The organism is Streptomyces canus (assembly GCF_041435015.1).
GTDB classification, from domain to species: domain Bacteria; phylum Actinomycetota; class Actinomycetes; order Streptomycetales; family Streptomycetaceae; genus Streptomyces; species Streptomyces canus_G.
In genome coordinates this window covers 9,905,867-9,921,734 of record NZ_CP107989.1, presented here as the reverse complement: position 1 = coordinate 9,921,734, position 15,868 = coordinate 9,905,867, and the positions used below count along the sequence as shown (strand labels likewise).

Genomic DNA, 15,868 nt, shown 5'->3' with positions numbered 1-15,868 from the left:
CGGCGAGTGCCTGGGGTCAGCCGAAGAACACCTCGAACTCGTCGTAGAGCGACGGATCGACCTTCTTGGTCGTGTCTGTGGCATCGGCGAGCGGAATCCGGACGATCTGCGTACCGTGCAGGGCCACCATCTTGCCGAAGTCACCGTCCTTGACCGCGTCGACGGCGTGCAGCCCGAAGCGCGTGGCCAGCCACCGGTCGAAGGCGCTCGGAGTCCCGCCGCGCTGGATGTGCCCCAGGACCGTGGTGCGAGCATCCGTGCCCGTGCGTTCCGAGATCTCCCGGGCCAGCCACTCGCCGATGCCGGACAGCCGCACATGGCCGAACTCGTCCAACGCCTGGTCCTTGAGCACCATCTGACCCTCGTGGGGGACAGCCCCCTCCGCCACCACGACGATCGGCGCATAGTTGATCTCAAATCGGCTCTGCACCCACGCACAGACCTGAGCGATGTCGAACGGCTGCTCCGGGATGAGGATCGCGTTGGCGCCGCCCGCGATGCCGGCATGCAGCGCGATCCACCCGGAGTGCCGTCCCATCACCTCGACCACAAGGGTGCGCATGTGCGACTCAGCAGTCGTGTGGAGGCGGTCGATGGCCTCGGTCGCGATGCCGACGGCGGTGTCGAAGCCGAAGGTGTAGTCGGTGCCGGACACGTCGTTGTCGATGGTCTTCGGTACACCGACCAGATTGATCCCCTGACGGCTCAGCTCGGTGGCGACACCGAGCGTGTCCTCGCCGCCGATCACGATGAGCGCGTCCACGTCGTGCGCCGCAAGGGTGTCCTGCACACGCCGCAGGCCGTCCTCGTGCTTGAACGGGTTGGTGCGGGAGGAGCCGAGTATGGTTCCGCCGCGGGGGAGGATTCCGCGCACGCCGGGGATGTCGAGCGGCATCACCTTGCCTTGGAGCGCGCCGAGCCAGCCGTCTCGCAGACCGACGAAGTCAATGGCGTACTCCTGGACGCCCTTGCGGACGACGCTGCGGATCACGGCGTTGAGGCCTGGACAGTCACCGCCGCCGGTCAGCACTCCCACCCTCATGGCTTCCTCCGATCAGCTGGTCACCCGGCCTGGTGGCAGCCTCCCCGGCGATCGAAACAGCTTCCGGGAACATGGATCAGCTCCCTCCAGCCTCCCTCCATTCGGTCCGCAGTGGCCACTCGGCGAACGCACGATCCAGAGGGCTCGCTCGTCGCCTCGGTCGGTGAAGGCGAACTCAACGGCGCCCTCGCCCGCCGACGAGCCGTCGACCGCCGGCAGTTCGGGATTGTCCGGGTCGGGCCGGCCCCGCACCACCGGCAGCAGGCCGCCGAACGCCCCGAGGCCCCGGCTGCCGACCACGACGAGCGAGGCGGTCCGCGACTCGATCTCCCGTACCGTCAGCGGCTCGCCGACGGTGACCTCGCGCGTCACATCCACCTGCTGCACTGCTCTGCGGGCTCGCTCCTCAGCCTCGCTCAGCGTGCCGTCCACCCGTGCCATCGGCGGACTCCACGGGGTCCGTCGGCCGGGCGGCAGATGCTTCGGCGGCCACCCGAAGGCATGCACCAGCCGCGGTCCCACGCCGCGCAGCCCGGCAATCACCTGCCGCGAACCGGCCCTCCGACGGCCGCCCCGTCTCCCGCCCTTCCAGGCTCCCTCAGGCCACAACACCCCGCATCAACGGGTCGCACCTTGCGCAGCCGGCCCCCCGGCCGGGTGGCCGCCCAGCCAGGCACCGCCAGATCGAGCGCTCGCGGAGCGGTGACGTGGCGGCTCCCGACGGCTGGGGTCACGCTGGAAGGACCGTGAGTGGACGGCGGCGACGGGAATCTCCTGGAGGTGCCATGAGCAGTGCGGACGGGCGTCGGGCGATCGTCGTGGGGGTCGACCCCGACCCCTCGAAACGGCTGGCACTCGCCTGGGCCGTCGATGAAGCGGATCGCCGCGGCCTGCCCGTTCGGCTGGTCCACGCCCAGGGTGTGCCGACCGGCGGATACCGAACGGGGGAAGCACGGCCCTCCTGGGAGGAGTGGAACCGCACGCTGCACGAAGCGGGTGCCGAGTCCCTCAAGGAGGCGGTCGCCTTCGTCGAGTCCCGATGGCCGACGGTGGAGGTCTCGACGGTGCTGGCGGAAGGAGAGCCGGCGTGGGTTCTGCGCGAGGAGGCGCGGAACGCCTCCCTGGTCGTGGTGGGCTCCTGGCATCTGAGCACCCGGCGCGAAAGGTTCACCTCCGCCTCCGTGGCGCTCCCGCTCTCCGCCCACGCTCCCTGCCCGGTGGTCGTCGTTCCGGAGCCGGAGCACATCACCCAGGAGCCCGCGTACTTCGTCGTCGGCGTCGACGGCAGTCCGCATGCCGCCGCGGCGGTGGACATGGCATTCGAGGAGGCGGCCCTGCGCGGTGCGGTTCTCAGGGCCCTTTATGTGTGGCATCCGCCGCTCCTCGGGGTCCTCGACGAGGAGGCCGCGGTGCAGGAGTGCCGCCGCGTGCTGTCCGAGACGGTCGCGGGCCGCACCGCGACACACCCGGAAGTGGAGCTGCACCACGAAGTCGTCCTCGGCCACCCCGTGCGGGTTCTGACGGAAGCCTCGGAACACGCCCTCGGCCTGGTCGTGGGAACCCGCGGGCACGGCGGGTTCACGGGCATGCTGCTGGGCTCGGTGAGCCAGGGAGTTCTGCAGCACGCCCACTGCCCGGTCATCACGGTCCCGGTGTGAGGAGGCCCGAGCGGCCCCCCTCCCCTGCCCCGGACGGCCCTGGCGGCGCCGTACGACTCGCCCGACGATGCAAGGGCGCCACCGAATGACGGCGGTGCGCCGACGGGACGGCCGCCGAACTCATTGGAGTCCGTGATGAAAGCCGCACGCAAGGCACCCCGCGCGGTCCGAGCGGTTCCGCCGGAACCGAGGACCTCGGCGCCGTACGGGTTCGGATGATGCGCACCGGCTCGGACCCGCTGGTCCCAGGCGGAGGGAGTGACTCGGCGGTCGACGCCGCGTCCGTTCCCGCCCCGCGCCCTTCGGTACGAGAACTCGCCGCTGGTGACGTGTACACCGCGCTGGACACCTCACGGCGCGGTCTGTCGGCGGACCGTGCACGGGCGGGGATGGAGCAGTACGGGCCCAACGAAATGCCACGCGCGAGGCGTCGCCCCCTATGGGGGCAACTGGGGGCGCAGTTCACGGACCTCTTCGCGGTCGTGCTGCTCGTCGCGTCGGCGATCACGTTCCTGGCCTACGGGCTGGAGGAACCCCGGGACGTCGGCACTCTGCAACTCGCCGTGGCGATCCTGTGCGTCGTGGTGCTGAACGCCGCCATCGGGTTCGCGCAGGAGTACTCGGCGGAGCGGACGGCTCAGGCACTGGAGGCGATGGTGCCCCACACCTGCCGAGTGCTGCGGGACGGCCGACTCCTGGAGGCTCCGGCGCGGGACCTGGTGCCGGGGGATGTGGTGGTGCTGGAGGCCGGGGACGCCGTACCCGCGGACTGCCGGGTGGTCGAGGCGCACGAGTTGGCCGTGAACAACGCGCCGCTGACCGGAGAGAGCAACGCGGTGGGCCGTACGGCCGACCCGGTGCCGGCCGGGCCGCCGCTGGAAGCACGCAACTGCGTGTTCATGGGAACCGACGTCGTCGCCGGGTCCGGGCGAGTCGTGGTCTTCGCCAACGGTGCGACGACCGAGTTCGGACGCATCTACCGGCTGGCCGCGGCCGCCCCGCGGCAGAAGACCCCGCTGCAACACCAAGTGGCCTCCATGGCACGGCGGGTGGCAGGGGCTGCCTTGGGGATCGGCGCCCTGCTCTTCGCCGTGCGGCTGCCCACCGGGGAGTCCCTGGTGGCCGCGTCGGTGTTCGCGCTCGGGGTGATGGTGGCGATGGTCCCGGAAGGGCTGCCCGCCACCCTCTCGGTGTCACTGGCGATCGGCGTACGGCGGATGGCTCGCCGCCGAGCTCTGATCAAGCAGTTGCTGGCGGTCGAGGCGCTCGGGTCGACCACGGTGGTGTGCACCGACAAGACCGGAACGCTCACGCAGGCCGAGATGACCGTCACCCAGGTGTGGGCAGGGGGTGAGACCCATGCGGTGACCGGTGTGGGATACGCCCCTGGCGGGGAGGTCGCCGGCGCGGCACCGGCACGCGAGCTGCTCAGGGTGGCGGCCCTGTGCTGCAACGCCCGTCTGGTTCCACCCGACGGCCGCCGGCACTGGCGGGTGCTCGGCGACACCACCGAGGGCGCGCTGCTCGTCGTCGCGGCCAAGGCGGGCCTCGACCTCGGTGCCGAGGAGGCGGCGACGCCCCGCGTGAGTGAGTACCCCTTCGACTCGGACCGCAAGCTGATGACCACGGTGCACAAGAGCGGCGCGGGCTACGAGGCGTGCGCCAAGGGTGCGCCGGCGGAGCTGCTGGCGCGCTGTACCGAGGGGGAATGGGAGGGACGGCGCGGGCCACTGACCGAGCAGGACCGGGCGGCGGTCCTCGCGGCGAGTGACGCGCTGGCCTCGCAGGGACTGCGGGTACTGGCCGCTGCGCGGCGGGAGCTCGACGATCCCCATCCCACGCAGCACGAGGCCGAGTCGAGACTCATGTTCCTGGGACTGGTCGGCATGCTGGACCCGCCGCGTCCGGAAGTCACCGAAGCGGTCGCCGCCTGCCGCAGGGCGGGCATCCGGATCGTCATGGTCACCGGCGACCACCCGCTCACCGGGGAGGCCGTGGCCCGCCGCGTGGGGATCGTTCGGGGGCCGGATCCGGTCGTGGTGACGGGTGCCCGGCTCGACGCGATGGACGAGGAGGCACTCGACGCCCTGCTCGCCGAACCGTCCGAGCTGCTGCTGTGCCGGGTCAGCCCCGAGCACAAGATGCGCGTGGTCACCGCCTTCCAACAGCGGGGCGAGGTCGTGGCGGTCACCGGAGACGGCGCCAACGACGCCCCAGCGCTCAAACACGCCGACATCGGTGTGGCGATGGGAGCGTCGGGCACCGACGTGGCCCGGGAGGCGGCCTCGATGGTGCTGCTGGACGACTCGTTCGCCTCGATCGCCACGGCGGTGCGGCTCGGCCGGGCCGTCTACCAGAACATCCGCAAGTTCCTCGTCTACCTCTTCAGTCACAACATCGGGGAGCTGGTCCCGATTCTGGCGGCGACCTTCGCCGGATTCCCGCTGGTGCCCATCAGCGCCGTGCAGATCCTGGCGATCGACCTGGGCTCCGACGTACTGCCTGCCCTGGCCCTGGGGGCCGAGCCCCCCGAGCCCGACGTGATGGAGCGCCCGCCACGCTCCCGGCGGGAGCACCTGTTCTCGGCCGCCGTGGTGGGACGGATCCTGTTTCTCGGCGGGATCCAGGCGCTCTGCGTCACCGCCGTCTTCTTCTGGCACGTCGGGTCCTCGGGCATCCCGTTCGACGACTTCACCAAGGACACCCCCGTCTACCGGGAGGCGATCACCATGGTCCAGGCCGGAATCGTGCTCAGCCAGTTCTTCAACGCACTCGCGGTCCGCACCGACCGGCAGAGCATCCTGAAGGTGGGGCTGCTGTCCAATCCGGCCCTGCTGGCGGCCGGCGGTTTCGGTATCGCCCTCATGGCCGCGATCAGCTATGTGCCGCTGTTGCAGGACGTCTTCAACACCGCAGCACTGGACGCCGCCGACTGGGCGGTACTGGCCGGGCTCGGGACCCTGCCCCTGATCGCGGACGAGATCCGCAAGCGGTGGCTGCGCCGCAGCGCCGACCGCCGGAAGGGAGCGCGACAGTGAAGGTGATCGTCGTCGGCTGCGGGCGGGTGGGTGCCGCCCTCGCCGGTCTGCTCGCCTCCGAAGGGCACGACGTGCAGGTGGTAGACCGACGGCCCAAGGCGGCCCGGCAACTGCCCGACAGCCCGAATATCCGTTTCCACGAGGGCAACGGCTACAGCCGCGCCGTCCTCGAGGCTGCCGGTATCGAGCACGTGGACGCCTTCGTCGCCGTCACCTCCGGGGACAACAGCAACATCGTCAGTGCGCGCACGGCGAAGGAGACCTACCGGGTGCCGAACGTCCTGGCCCGCATCTACGACCCCCGGCGCGCCGACATCTACCGCGAACTCGGCATACCCACCATCGCCAGCGTCCGCTGGACGGTCCACCAGATCCACCAGATGCTGCTGCACCGCCACCTGACCCCAGAAATCAGCTTCGGCAACGGCGAGACTCTCCTCTACCGCTCCGAAGTTCCTCCCTATCTGAACGGGCGGCCGTTGGCCGAGTTCGAGGTCGACGGCGAGATCCGCGTCGTCGAGGTCACCCGCGCGGGCCGCTCCCTGATCCCCTCGCACAGCACGACCGCTCGGATGGGCGACCTGGTCACCTTCACCGTCGCCGCGACCGCGCTCAGCAGACTGCGCGGCTTTCTCGACAAGGAGTTGGGGACGTGAACGTGATCATCGCCGGCGCCGGACGGCTCGGCACCCAGATCGCCCAGGTGCTTGCCGCCGCCCACAACGAGGTCACGCTGATCGACGCCGACGACGACCGCGTGGCCGAACTGGAAGGGCGCGTCCCGGTGCGGCTGGTCGCCGGGGACGCCTGTGAGCCCACCCTCCTGGAACACGCCGGTGCTCTCACCGCAGACCTCGTCATCGCCACCACCGGGGACGACGAGGACAACCTCGTCATCAGCCTGCTCGCCAAACGTCAGTTCTCCGTGGCCCGCGTGGCGGCCCGGGTCAACGACGCCGACAACGCGTGGCTGTTCGACGGACGTTGGGGCGTCGACGTCGCCGTCCCCGCCGCCACCCCGCTGATCTCCCTCATCGAGGAGGCCACCGGGGCCACCGACACGGTCGCCCTGCTACGGCTCAGCAAGGCCGGCGTGGACGTCATCGAAACGGCCATCACGCCGCAGTCCAGGACAGCGGGTGTTGCGCTGGGCGACGTCCCGTTGCCCGAGGGGGCGGTCGTCGCCACGATCGTCCGCGACGGGCAGCCCACCGTGCCTGATCCGGCGCTCCTGCTCCGCCCCGGCGACGAGATCCTGCTCGTCTCGCACAACGCGACCGAGCAGGAGATCCACGCGGCGTTCCAGTGACCGCCGGACATGACACGTTTTCCCACGCCCGGTACAGCACCACGTTCAGGGCGCCCGTGGTGGCGCCCTGCGAGAACACGTTGGCCGAGGTCGGCTTCGGACGGCCCGGAGGCGCGCCTTCAGAAGGGCCGCTGACATGTCGTCCGGAACGTGGCAGCGTAGGGCGACCAGGTGGTGCGGGTGCGTTCGCCCACCCGCTGCGCCGCCTCACGCTGCGCCTGGTCGGACCAGGTGGCGTCCAGAACGACGGACTCGCAGGCGGACAGCAGGGCGGCCGCGCGATCGAGGAGGCTGGCGTAGGCGCAGGGTGACCCCCAGCCTGTCGGACAGAGCTCCGGCGAGGGCGGACTGCCCGCCGCCGGCAACCCTCCGACCGGGGTCAGGCGCACAGCCGGAGGTACGCAGGTGCCTCAGCGTCGCCGGGGACCAGCCTTCGTGACGTCGACTCCCTGCCAGGTGCGGGCGCCCTGACCGGCCTGGATCAGTACGGCCTTGGCACGGACGACCGCGCGGTGGGCGACGTCCAGCACGCGCCGTCGCCGACCTGAACGAGACCGCGCCGCCGCCACGTCGAAGGATCTGTACGGGCCGAGGACGTCGACCTCGGCCGCAACCCGACCGTCCTCGCGACACACGCCGAGGTCGTCGCCCATGCCGCGATCCCGCGGGCAAGCACGGGCACGGCGAGAAGCCACCGGCCGCGACCGCCGCCGCGGACCGGTCAACGCACTTCACCTCATCGCCCTCGTCCGCGCCGGAGCCCGCTTCGACGCATGGCCATGTAGCCGAACGCCCTGAGAGAGTGGCAACGTGACCACCCCGAGACGCCCGTGGGAGGCATCCACTGTGTCCGACGTCAACAGCCAGACCGCATATTGGGACGCCGCCGCGACGACCAAGCGATTCACACATCCGCTGCACACACCATGGCTGGACAACGTCGAACGAAGCGCGGCGATCCTCGACTACGGTTGCGGCTACGGCCGAACCCTGGACGCCCTGGAACAGCAAGGCTTTGACAACCTCTCCGGCGTCGACACATCGCCGGGAATGATCGCCAGGGCCCGCAGCCTCCACCCCTCGATGCGCTTCGCGGTGCTTGACACGCCGCCTGCAATCGCCTGCCCGGACGCGAGTATCGACGCCGTGGTGCTCTTCGCGGTGCTGACCTGCATCCCAAGTGACAGCGCACAGCGGCTGCTGATCGGCGAGCTGCATCGGGTGCTCAAGCCCGGCGCACTGCTCTACCTCAGCGATCTGCTGCTACAGGACGATCAGCGCAACCGTGACCGCTACGCGAGGTTCGCCGAGTCCTACGGCACCTATGGGGTGTTCGAGACCGGCGACGGCGCAGTGTGCCGCCACCATCCGAGCGACTGGTTCACCTCTCTGCTCGCCGGGTTCGAGACCATCGACACGCGACGAATCACCGTGGCCACCATGAACGGCAACACAGCGGCGGGTCTTCAAATACTGGCCCGCAAGTCGGCCTCATGTCACCAGGCTCCTACGCACTGACGCGGCCGGCCGTACACCGGCCACAGGCATTGCCCCTTACTCGCGCAGTTGCTCGGCCAGTCCGATGATGATGCCCGCAGGGCCGCGGAGGTAGCAGAGCAGATAGATGTCCTCGAACCGGGCGATCTCGCCGAGGAGTTCGGCGCCGTGCGGCCGCAGGCGGGCAACGGTGTCCTCGATGTCGTCCACGGCGAACATGACGCGGTGCGTGCCCAGAATGTTGTGCGGCCGGTTGCGCGGTCCGGCGCTGATCACCGCGGGGCTGCGGTACTTCGCCAGCTCGAGCCGGCTGTGACCGTCCGGCGTCCGGACCATCGCGATGTCACAGCGGACGCCGTCGAGTCCGGTGCACTGATCGGCGAAGAGGCCCTCGACCTCCGCCCTGCCCTCCAGCTCCAAACCCAGTTCCACGAAGAATGCGATGGCGGCATCCATGTCCTCGACGACGATGCCGACGTTGTCCATCCGCTGAATCGCCATGCTGGTTTCTCCTTCGTCTTCGTGCGGCCGGTGGTGTCCGCTGCTGTCCCTGGGACGGAGCTGGTGGCACGTTCTCGACATCCTCACACCGCCGCACCTCGAAAATCTGGATCCCTCCTCGGCATCGCTCCCGTGCTTGAGGCCGGCTCATGAAGTCGCGGCCGCGCTGCACGATCCGCGATCCCGCCGGACCTCGCCGTCATCGCCGTCATACGTCACCCGGTCGACTCCTCCCCCGCCGACGCGCCCCCGCGATGCGCAGGGCGATGTCGCCGTATTGGTAGGCGAGTTGGTCGACGGAGAACTCGCCGCCCTCGTGGAACCAGCTGGCGACGCCGATACCCATGTCGAGGATCGAGTACGAGGCGATGCGGGCCGACTGCACGTGGAAGGCACCCTCGGCGGCGCCCTGCTCGATGAGTTCGCGGAAGCGGCGCTCGTAGTCGCTGCGGCGGCCGAGCACCCGGTCCTGGTCGGGCTGGTCCAGGCTGCCGATCTCGCGGTTGCCGACGAAGGCCTCGAGGCGGTGGCGGGCGTGGTAGCGGATGTGCGCCTCCACGGAGCGGCGCAGCTGTTCGCGGACGTCGTCGGTACCGGAGACGGCCACGATGGTGTCGGCGATGAGCTGTTCCATCGTGCCGATCATGATCTCGGCCAGCAGTTCGTGCTTGGAGGCCACGTGCTTGTAGAGGCTCGGGCCTCGGATGCCCACGGCGGCTCCGATGTCGGCCATGGTGGTGGACCGGTAGCCCTGTGCGGCGAAGAGCCGCAGCGCGGCCTGCCGGATCGCCGACCGGCGGTCGGTGACGGGCGTGCCCTCGGCCCGCGCCGGCCGGTGCGGCCTCTCGTACGACCCGTTGCGCGATGCGCTGTGCGACTTGCCGTGCCCCTCACTCTGGGCTGGGCTCACCTGAACTCCTGAAGCTACCGACCGTTAGCCGAATTCGTCTACTGGAGCAGCAAGCATAGACGGGACTCTTGACATGCCGCCCCCGCGCCCCCTGAGATGGCTAATAGTCAGTAGCCAAGCTCGGGAGTGCACATGCCCATCGGGTTCGAGATCGACGAGAAGGTCGCCGCCGTCGCTCGGCGCACCACCGCGTTCGTCCAGGACGTGGTGATACCCGAGGAGCGGGCGTGCGACGGGAACATCCACGCCGGTCCCGAGCCGCTGCGCCGCAGGCTCCAGCAGGCAGCCCGCGACGCAGGGGTGTTCGCACCCCATGTCGGCACGGAATGGGGTGGGCTCGGGCTCGACCTGTGCGGCCAGGCCGTGGTGTTCGAGGCGGCCGGGTACTCGCTGCTCGGGCCGCTGGCGCTGAACTGCGCGGCACCCGACGAGGGCAACTCGCATCTGCTCGAGGTGGTCGCCACCGACGAACAGAAAGAACGCTACCTGCGGCCGCTGGCCGCAGGTGAGGTCCGGTCCTGTTTCGCGATGACGGAGCCGGCGCCCGGCGCCGGTTCCGATCCGCGTGCCCTCGCCACCATCGCGACCAGGGTCGACGGCGGCTGGCGGATCGACGGACGCAAGTGGTTCATCAGCGGCGCCGATGGGGCGGCCTTCGCCATCTGCATGGCTCGCACGAGTGGCGGACCTGGCGACGCGGGCGGCGCCACGATGTTCCTCGTCGATGCCGACAACCCGGGAATGAAGATCGTCCGCAACATCGACACCCTGGACCAGGGCCTGTTCGGCGGGCACAGCGAGATCGTCTTCGAAGGCTGCGAAGTCGCCGACAGCGCTGTTCTGGGAGAGGTGGACCAGGGGTTCACGTACGCGCAGGTGCGCCTCGGGCCCGCCCGGATGACGCACTGCATGCGCTGGCTCGGCGTGGCACGGCGGGCGCAGGACATCGCCCTGGAGCGGGCGACGGAGCGTGCGGCCTTCGGCAAACCGCTGGCCGAACTGGGCATGGTGCAGCAGCTGTTGGCCGACTCCGAGATCGACATCGCGACCAGCCGTGCGGTGCTGTGGCGGGCCTGCTGGGAACTGGACCAGGGCCGCTCGGCCGCCCAGCACACGTCGATCGCCAAGACGTTCGTCTCCGAGGCGGTCAACCGGGTGGTCGACCGGTCCGTGCAGGTGTGCGGCGCGCTCGGCATCTCGGGGGACGCCCCGCTGTCCCGGCTGTACCGGGAGGTGCGTCCCTTCCGGATCTACGACGGTCCTTCCGAGACTCATCGGTGGGCCATCGCCAAGCGCGCGGTACGGGCGGCGCGGGAGCGGGTGGCCGCACAGTGACCGCGTCCGAGGCCGCTGTGGTCGGCGTCGGCGTGCCCGCGCTGCAGCGGTACTTCGACCGCCATGTCCCCGAGTGCGCAGGCCCGTTGAGGATCCGGCTGCTCCAGGGCGGGCGCTCCAATCTGACGTACGAGGTGACCGACGGGACGCACCGGTGGGTGTTGCGCCGGCCCCCGCTGGGGGTGCTGACCCCCACGGCGCACGACATGGACCGCGAATACCGCGTCGTCGCCGCGCTCGACGGTACCGGGGTGCCGGTCGCGCGTGCCGTGCTGTCGTGCCGTGACCCGGAGGTGATCGGCGCGCCGTTCTGCGTCGTCGATTTTGTGGAGGGGACGGTGCTGCGCGACGGCGACGAGGCTGCCGTACTGCCGCCGGACGAGGCACGACGGGCTGCCGACGCGCTCCTGGACGCGCTGGTGGCCCTTCACTCGGTCGACGCCTCCGGCGTAGGGCTCGGTGACTTCGGCCGGCCGGACGGCTATCTGGAGCGTCAGGTGCGGCGCTGGCGCGGACAGTGGGAGAAGGTCGCCACGCGTTCGCTGCCCGACGTCGACGAACTCAACGGCAGGCTCGCCCGCGCCGTACCCGTCAGCGGCGCTCCCGCGATCGTCCACGGCGACTACCGCCTGGACAACACCATCCTGGCCCCCGACGGCTTCGGCCGGATCGCGGCGATCGTCGACTGGGAGATGGCCACGCTCGGTGATCCTCTCGCCGATCTCGGGATGCTCCTCATGTACTGGGACCCGACCTGCGAGCCGGTCCTCGCGGCGCGCCATGTCCCCACCGCCAACCCCGGCTTCCCCACCGGGCCCGAACTGGCCACGCGGTACGCCGTGAAGTCCGGCCGCGACATCGACGCCCTGCCCTACTACCAGGCCCTCGGCTGTTTCAAGCTCGCCGTCATCGCGGAGGGCATCCACGCCCGCTACCTCGCGGGACAGACCGTCGGCACCGGATTCGAGCGGGTCGGGTCCGCGGTTCCCGCGCTGCTGCGCTCGGGGCTGGAGCTGCTGCCATGACCGCGGCCACACCGAACCGAGGAGAGCCCGTGGGAGACCGACTGTCCGGACGGATCGCCCTGGTCACCGGTGCGACCGGCGGCATCGGACATGCCGTTTCGCACCGGCTCGCCGCGGAGGGCGCGACGGTGGTGGTGACGGACGTGGACGCCGGTCGCTGCGACGACCTGGCGAAGGAGCTGACGAGTGACGGGGCGCGGGCGCTGGGCCTCGCGCTGGACGTCAGCGACGAGGAGGCGTGGCGCGGCGCGGTCGAGCGGGTGGTCGACGAGCTGGGCGGGCTGTCGGTGCTCGTCAACAACGCGGGTATCGCCGAGATGCGGACGGTGGAGACGGAGACCCAGGAGTCCTGGGACAAGGTCATCGCGGTCACCCAGGGCGGTGTGTGGCTCGGCATGAAGCACGGCGGTCCCGCGATCGAACGCTCCGGCGGCGGCTCGATCGTCAACATCGCGTCGATCTTCGGTACGGTCGGCGGCTTCGGCAGCCAGTTCTCGTACCACGCGGCGAAAGGCGCGGTCCGCCTGATGACGAAGAACGCGGCACTTCACTGGGCCACGCGCGGCGTCCGCGTCAACTCGATCCACCCCGGTTTCATCGAGACGCCCCTCTCCCGGGAACTGTGGCGGGGCACGCCCCGGCACACCGCCATGGTCGAGGGCACCCCGATGGGGCGGCTGGGCAGGCCCGACGAGGTCGCGGGCGCGGTGGCGTTCCTGGCCTCCCAGGACGCGACCTTCATCACGGGATCCGAGCTGTACGTGGACGGCGGTTGGACGGCCCGCTGACGAAGGGTCCCTGAAGGTGCCCTGAAAAGGGAAAGAGGGGCGCGGCGACGGCCGAGCCCCTCCTTCGTGCACGTGGCGTGTCAGCGCACGCGCGTGTACTGGTTCACCCCGCCCACGAACGCCACCGTGGCGCGTCCGCGCAGCACCAGGACGTCCAGGTGGGCCGCCGTCTCGTTCACGGCGAGCATCTGGTTGAAGGCGTTGAGGTCTGCGAACGGCACCTCGCGGCGCGTCCAGCCCAGCTTTCGTGCCACCGCGTGCGCGTCGAGGGTGTCCTCCCCCAGCGCTGTCAGGCTCTTGGCCAGCCGGTCGTCGTGGTGGGTGAGCAGTTCGGCGACGCGGGCGTGGGCGCTGTCGGTGACGGGGCCGTGCGCGGGCAGCAGACGGGTGTCGGCGTACCGCGTCATCAGCCGCAGCGAGTCCAGGTAGTCGGCGAGGGGGCGCCCGCCGGCCTCGGTCAGCTCGAAGCCGATGGAGGGCGTGATGTGCGGAAGGACGTGGTCGCCGGCGAACAGCAGTCCGCGCTGTTCGTCCAGGAAGACCACATGTCCTTTGGTGTGCCCGGGAGTCGGTACGACGCGCAGTTCGTGCTCGCCGAAGCGGAGCGTTTCCGCGCCGAGCCACTGGTCGGGGGCCTCCCACACACTCGGGTCGTAGCCGCCGTGGTCCATCGCCCGGATTTCGTCTGCGAGTTCGGCCGCTCCTCCCCTGCGCAGCGTCTCCAGCGAGCCGGCGGGTTGGTCGCTGCGCAGCCGGTCGAGCATCTCCAGGCCCGGCCGTTCGCCCGCGCCCAGGTAGACCCGCGAGCCCAGCAGTCGGCGCAGCTCCACGGCGTTGGTGTAGTGGTCACGGTGGATGTGGGTGACCAGGATGTGGCTGATGTCGCCGAGGTCGCGCCCGACGGCGGCCAGCGCCTCCTCGAGCGCCTTGCGCGCCTCGGGGATCGCCCAGCCCCCGTCGATCATGACGATGCCGTTGTCCTCCGCGAGGTTCTCCAGCAGATAGACGTTGACGGCGTGCAGGCCGTCGTTGGGCAGTGGCAGGGGAACGCGGTGCACTCCGGGCTGGACGGTCTGGACTCCGGCTGCGGCCCATGGGCCCTGGTCGAACCGCGCTGTCATGATGCTCCAATGCTGCTTCTGTTTCGCTGGGGATCGGACCCGGCGGGGCGTGCGGGGTGCGACCCCTCCGGGACTGTCCTCTGATCAGGCCGGATCGCCTTTGATCAGGCCAAGTCGGGTGCGCCCGTCCGTAGCCGGTGGGCGAGGTCGCGGGCCCCTCTCCGGTCGAGTTTGCCGACCTTGGTCTGGGGCAACTCCTCGACGTCGTACACGAACTCGGGCCACTTGGCCTTGGACAGTCCGACGCTCTCCAGATGTCCGGTCACCTCGGCCAGGTCGATGCCGTGTCCGTCCTCGGTGACGACGAGCAGCGCGACGCGTTCGCCGAGCACCTCGTCCGGGACCGCGGCGACGCAGGCCCTGGCCACCCGCGGGTACCCGGCGACCGCCCGTTCGATCTCGGTGATGTCGATGTTGCGGCCGCCGCGGATGATGATGTCCTTCTCGCGGCCCATGATGCTGACGGTGCCGTCCTCGTGGGTCAGCAGCAGGTCACCGGTCGGGAAGAAGCCCTCCTCGGTCAGCTCCGGCCGCTCGGCCCGGCCGTCGCGGGCGTAGCCGACGAACAGGGAGGGGCCGCGGACTTGTGCCCGGCCGGTGACGCCCGGTCCGGCCACGGCACCGTCGGGGGTCAGTGCGCGCAGGTCCGTGCCGGGGAAGGGGCGGCCGTCTCTGCCCAGCCTGATCTCCTCGGGGTCGTCGGGGCGGGGTGAGGTGTGGCCGAGGCACTCCGACATGCCGAAGACGCGCAGGATCCTGGTGCCCAGTGACCGTTCGGCACGCGCCAGGGCGCCACGGTCCATGGGGCCGCCGCCCACGGTGATGGCGCGGACTCCGGAGAGCATGCCGGATCCGGCCGCCTCGGCCCCCATTTGCAGCGCCATCGTCGGCACGCACATGGTCCAGCGGACCTCGGTCTCGGCCATCCGCCGCAGCGCGAGGGCCCGGTCCCATTTCGAGGTCAGGACGAGTGGGCCGCCCAGCAGAAGGGAGAGGTGGACGCCGAAGCAGTAGGCGGCCGTCGACGACAGCGGCACGATCGCGGCCACCGCGTCGCCGGGGGCCAGGCCGTTGACGTCGATCGTGCTGGCGCAGGCGTACCGCAGGGCCTCCTCGGACTGCACCACGCCCTTGGGCCGCCCGGTCGAACCGGAGGTTAGGCCGATGAGTACGCCTCCGGACCACCGTGACACCTCACGCGGACCGGGCGTCACACGGCAGGTCCAGCCGTCGAGCACCATGTCCACCGGGCCCGGCAGCAGCTCCCGAAGTCCCCATGCGTCGCTCGCTGAAGCCTCGGCGACGATCGCGTCGGGACGGATGTCCTCGTAGGCCGCGGCGAACTCGGCCTGGGTGGTGTGCCGGTTGACGACCGCGAGGACCCCGCCGCGCAGTCCCACGGCCAGGGAGCCGGCGACGGTACGCCATGAGTTGTCGGCCTGGAGCATGACCGTGCCGCCCGGGCCGCCGGGGAACATCGCCTCGGCGAGCCGCCCGGCCTCGGCGAGCAGCTCGCGCGCCATATGACTGCCCTCGTCGTCGATGACGGCGACGAAGTCCGCCTGCTCGGCCCTTTGTTGGAACTCCCGCACTACCTGTCGCATCCCGCTTCCTCGCTACGCCGGCCGAACTCCGTGAAGAACT

Annotated in this window: 15 protein-coding genes; 8 read left to right on the top strand and 7 right to left on the bottom strand. The window is 70.5% G+C overall.

The features are described from left to right. Positions 1-16 precede the first annotated feature (16 nt). Both OG841_RS45225 and OG841_RS45220 read right to left on the bottom strand, forming a co-directional pair. Complete coding sequence (locus OG841_RS45225; protein WP_328636022.1) at positions 17-1,042, bottom strand: 6-phosphofructokinase; 1,026 nt, start codon at positions 1,040-1,042, stop codon at positions 17-19. Positions 1,043-1,054: 12 nt separating this feature from the next. Beyond that, positions 1,055-1,549 carry a universal stress protein gene (locus tag OG841_RS45220; RefSeq protein ID WP_365121414.1) on the bottom strand — a complete coding sequence of 165 codons (495 nt, stop codon included), beginning with the start codon at positions 1,547-1,549 and terminating at the stop codon, positions 1,055-1,057. Positions 1,550-1,827: 278 nt separating this feature from the next. Here OG841_RS45220 and OG841_RS45215 point away from each other — a divergent pair, with 278 nt between their 5' ends. From OG841_RS45215 to OG841_RS45200, 4 genes are all read left to right on the top strand, one after another. Next, positions 1,828-2,700: a universal stress protein gene (locus OG841_RS45215; RefSeq protein WP_328636024.1), complete on the top strand. Its 873-nt coding sequence runs from the start codon at positions 1,828-1,830 to the stop codon at positions 2,698-2,700. Between the two features lie 329 nt (positions 2,701-3,029). Beyond that, positions 3,030-5,738, top strand: coding sequence for a cation-translocating P-type ATPase (locus OG841_RS45210; protein ID WP_365121393.1), 2,709 nt, complete (start codon positions 3,030-3,032; stop codon positions 5,736-5,738). Further along, entirely contained in the window at positions 5,735-6,394 is a 660-nt protein-coding gene (locus OG841_RS45205; protein ID WP_328636026.1) for a potassium channel family protein, read from the top strand. The genes OG841_RS45210 and OG841_RS45205 overlap by 4 nt, the downstream gene beginning before the upstream one ends. Further along, positions 6,391-7,047, top strand: a complete 657-nt coding sequence (locus tag OG841_RS45200) for a potassium channel family protein (RefSeq protein WP_328636027.1) — start codon at positions 6,391-6,393, stop codon at positions 7,045-7,047. Before OG841_RS45205 ends, OG841_RS45200 begins: the two co-directional genes overlap by 4 nt. Before the next feature lie 410 nt (positions 7,048-7,457). Here OG841_RS45200 and OG841_RS45195 read toward each other — a convergent pair whose 3' ends face one another. After that, the gene (locus OG841_RS45195; protein WP_365121389.1) at positions 7,458-7,700 is read right to left on the bottom strand and encodes a hypothetical protein; all 243 of its coding nucleotides are present in this window, start codon (positions 7,698-7,700) and stop codon (positions 7,458-7,460) included. A gap of 193 nt (positions 7,701-7,893) precedes the next feature. Here OG841_RS45195 and OG841_RS45190 point away from each other — a divergent pair, with 193 nt between their 5' ends. Further along, positions 7,894-8,565, top strand: coding sequence for a class I SAM-dependent methyltransferase (locus OG841_RS45190; protein ID WP_328636029.1), 672 nt, complete (start codon positions 7,894-7,896; stop codon positions 8,563-8,565). 36 nt (positions 8,566-8,601) lie between these two features. Here OG841_RS45190 and OG841_RS45185 read toward each other — a convergent pair whose 3' ends face one another. Together OG841_RS45185 and OG841_RS45180 are read right to left on the bottom strand one after the other, a co-directional pair. Beyond that, positions 8,602-9,045, bottom strand: a complete 444-nt coding sequence (locus OG841_RS45185; protein ID WP_371570097.1) for a VOC family protein — start codon at positions 9,043-9,045, stop codon at positions 8,602-8,604. A gap of 208 nt (positions 9,046-9,253) precedes the next feature. After that, positions 9,254-9,955: a TetR/AcrR family transcriptional regulator gene (locus tag OG841_RS45180; protein ID WP_371570095.1), complete on the bottom strand. Its 702-nt coding sequence runs from the start codon at positions 9,953-9,955 to the stop codon at positions 9,254-9,256. A gap of 132 nt (positions 9,956-10,087) precedes the next feature. Between OG841_RS45180 and OG841_RS45175 the strand changes: the two genes are divergently transcribed. Genes OG841_RS45175 through OG841_RS45165 form a run of 3 tightly spaced genes read left to right on the top strand, consistent with a single transcriptional unit; the run spans position 10,088 to position 13,103 of the window. Then, complete coding sequence (locus OG841_RS45175; RefSeq protein ID WP_328636032.1) at positions 10,088-11,290, top strand: acyl-CoA dehydrogenase family protein; 1,203 nt, start codon at positions 10,088-10,090, stop codon at positions 11,288-11,290. Then, the gene (locus OG841_RS45170; RefSeq protein WP_328636033.1) at positions 11,287-12,315 is read left to right on the top strand and encodes a phosphotransferase family protein; all 1,029 of its coding nucleotides are present in this window, start codon (positions 11,287-11,289) and stop codon (positions 12,313-12,315) included. Before OG841_RS45175 ends, OG841_RS45170 begins: the two co-directional genes overlap by 4 nt. A gap of 29 nt (positions 12,316-12,344) precedes the next feature. Continuing rightward, entirely contained in the window at positions 12,345-13,103 is a 759-nt protein-coding gene (locus OG841_RS45165) for an SDR family NAD(P)-dependent oxidoreductase (RefSeq protein ID WP_328636034.1), read from the top strand. 80 nt (positions 13,104-13,183) lie between these two features. Here OG841_RS45165 and OG841_RS45160 read toward each other — a convergent pair whose 3' ends face one another. Further along, positions 13,184-14,224: an MBL fold metallo-hydrolase gene (locus tag OG841_RS45160; protein ID WP_328636035.1), complete on the bottom strand. Its 1,041-nt coding sequence runs from the start codon at positions 14,222-14,224 to the stop codon at positions 13,184-13,186. A 104-nt stretch (positions 14,225-14,328) separates the two neighbouring features. After that, on the bottom strand, positions 14,329-15,828 hold the full coding sequence (locus OG841_RS45155; protein WP_328636036.1) for a class I adenylate-forming enzyme family protein: 1,500 nt from the start codon (positions 15,826-15,828) through the stop codon (positions 14,329-14,331). Positions 15,829-15,868: the final 40 nt, after the last annotated feature.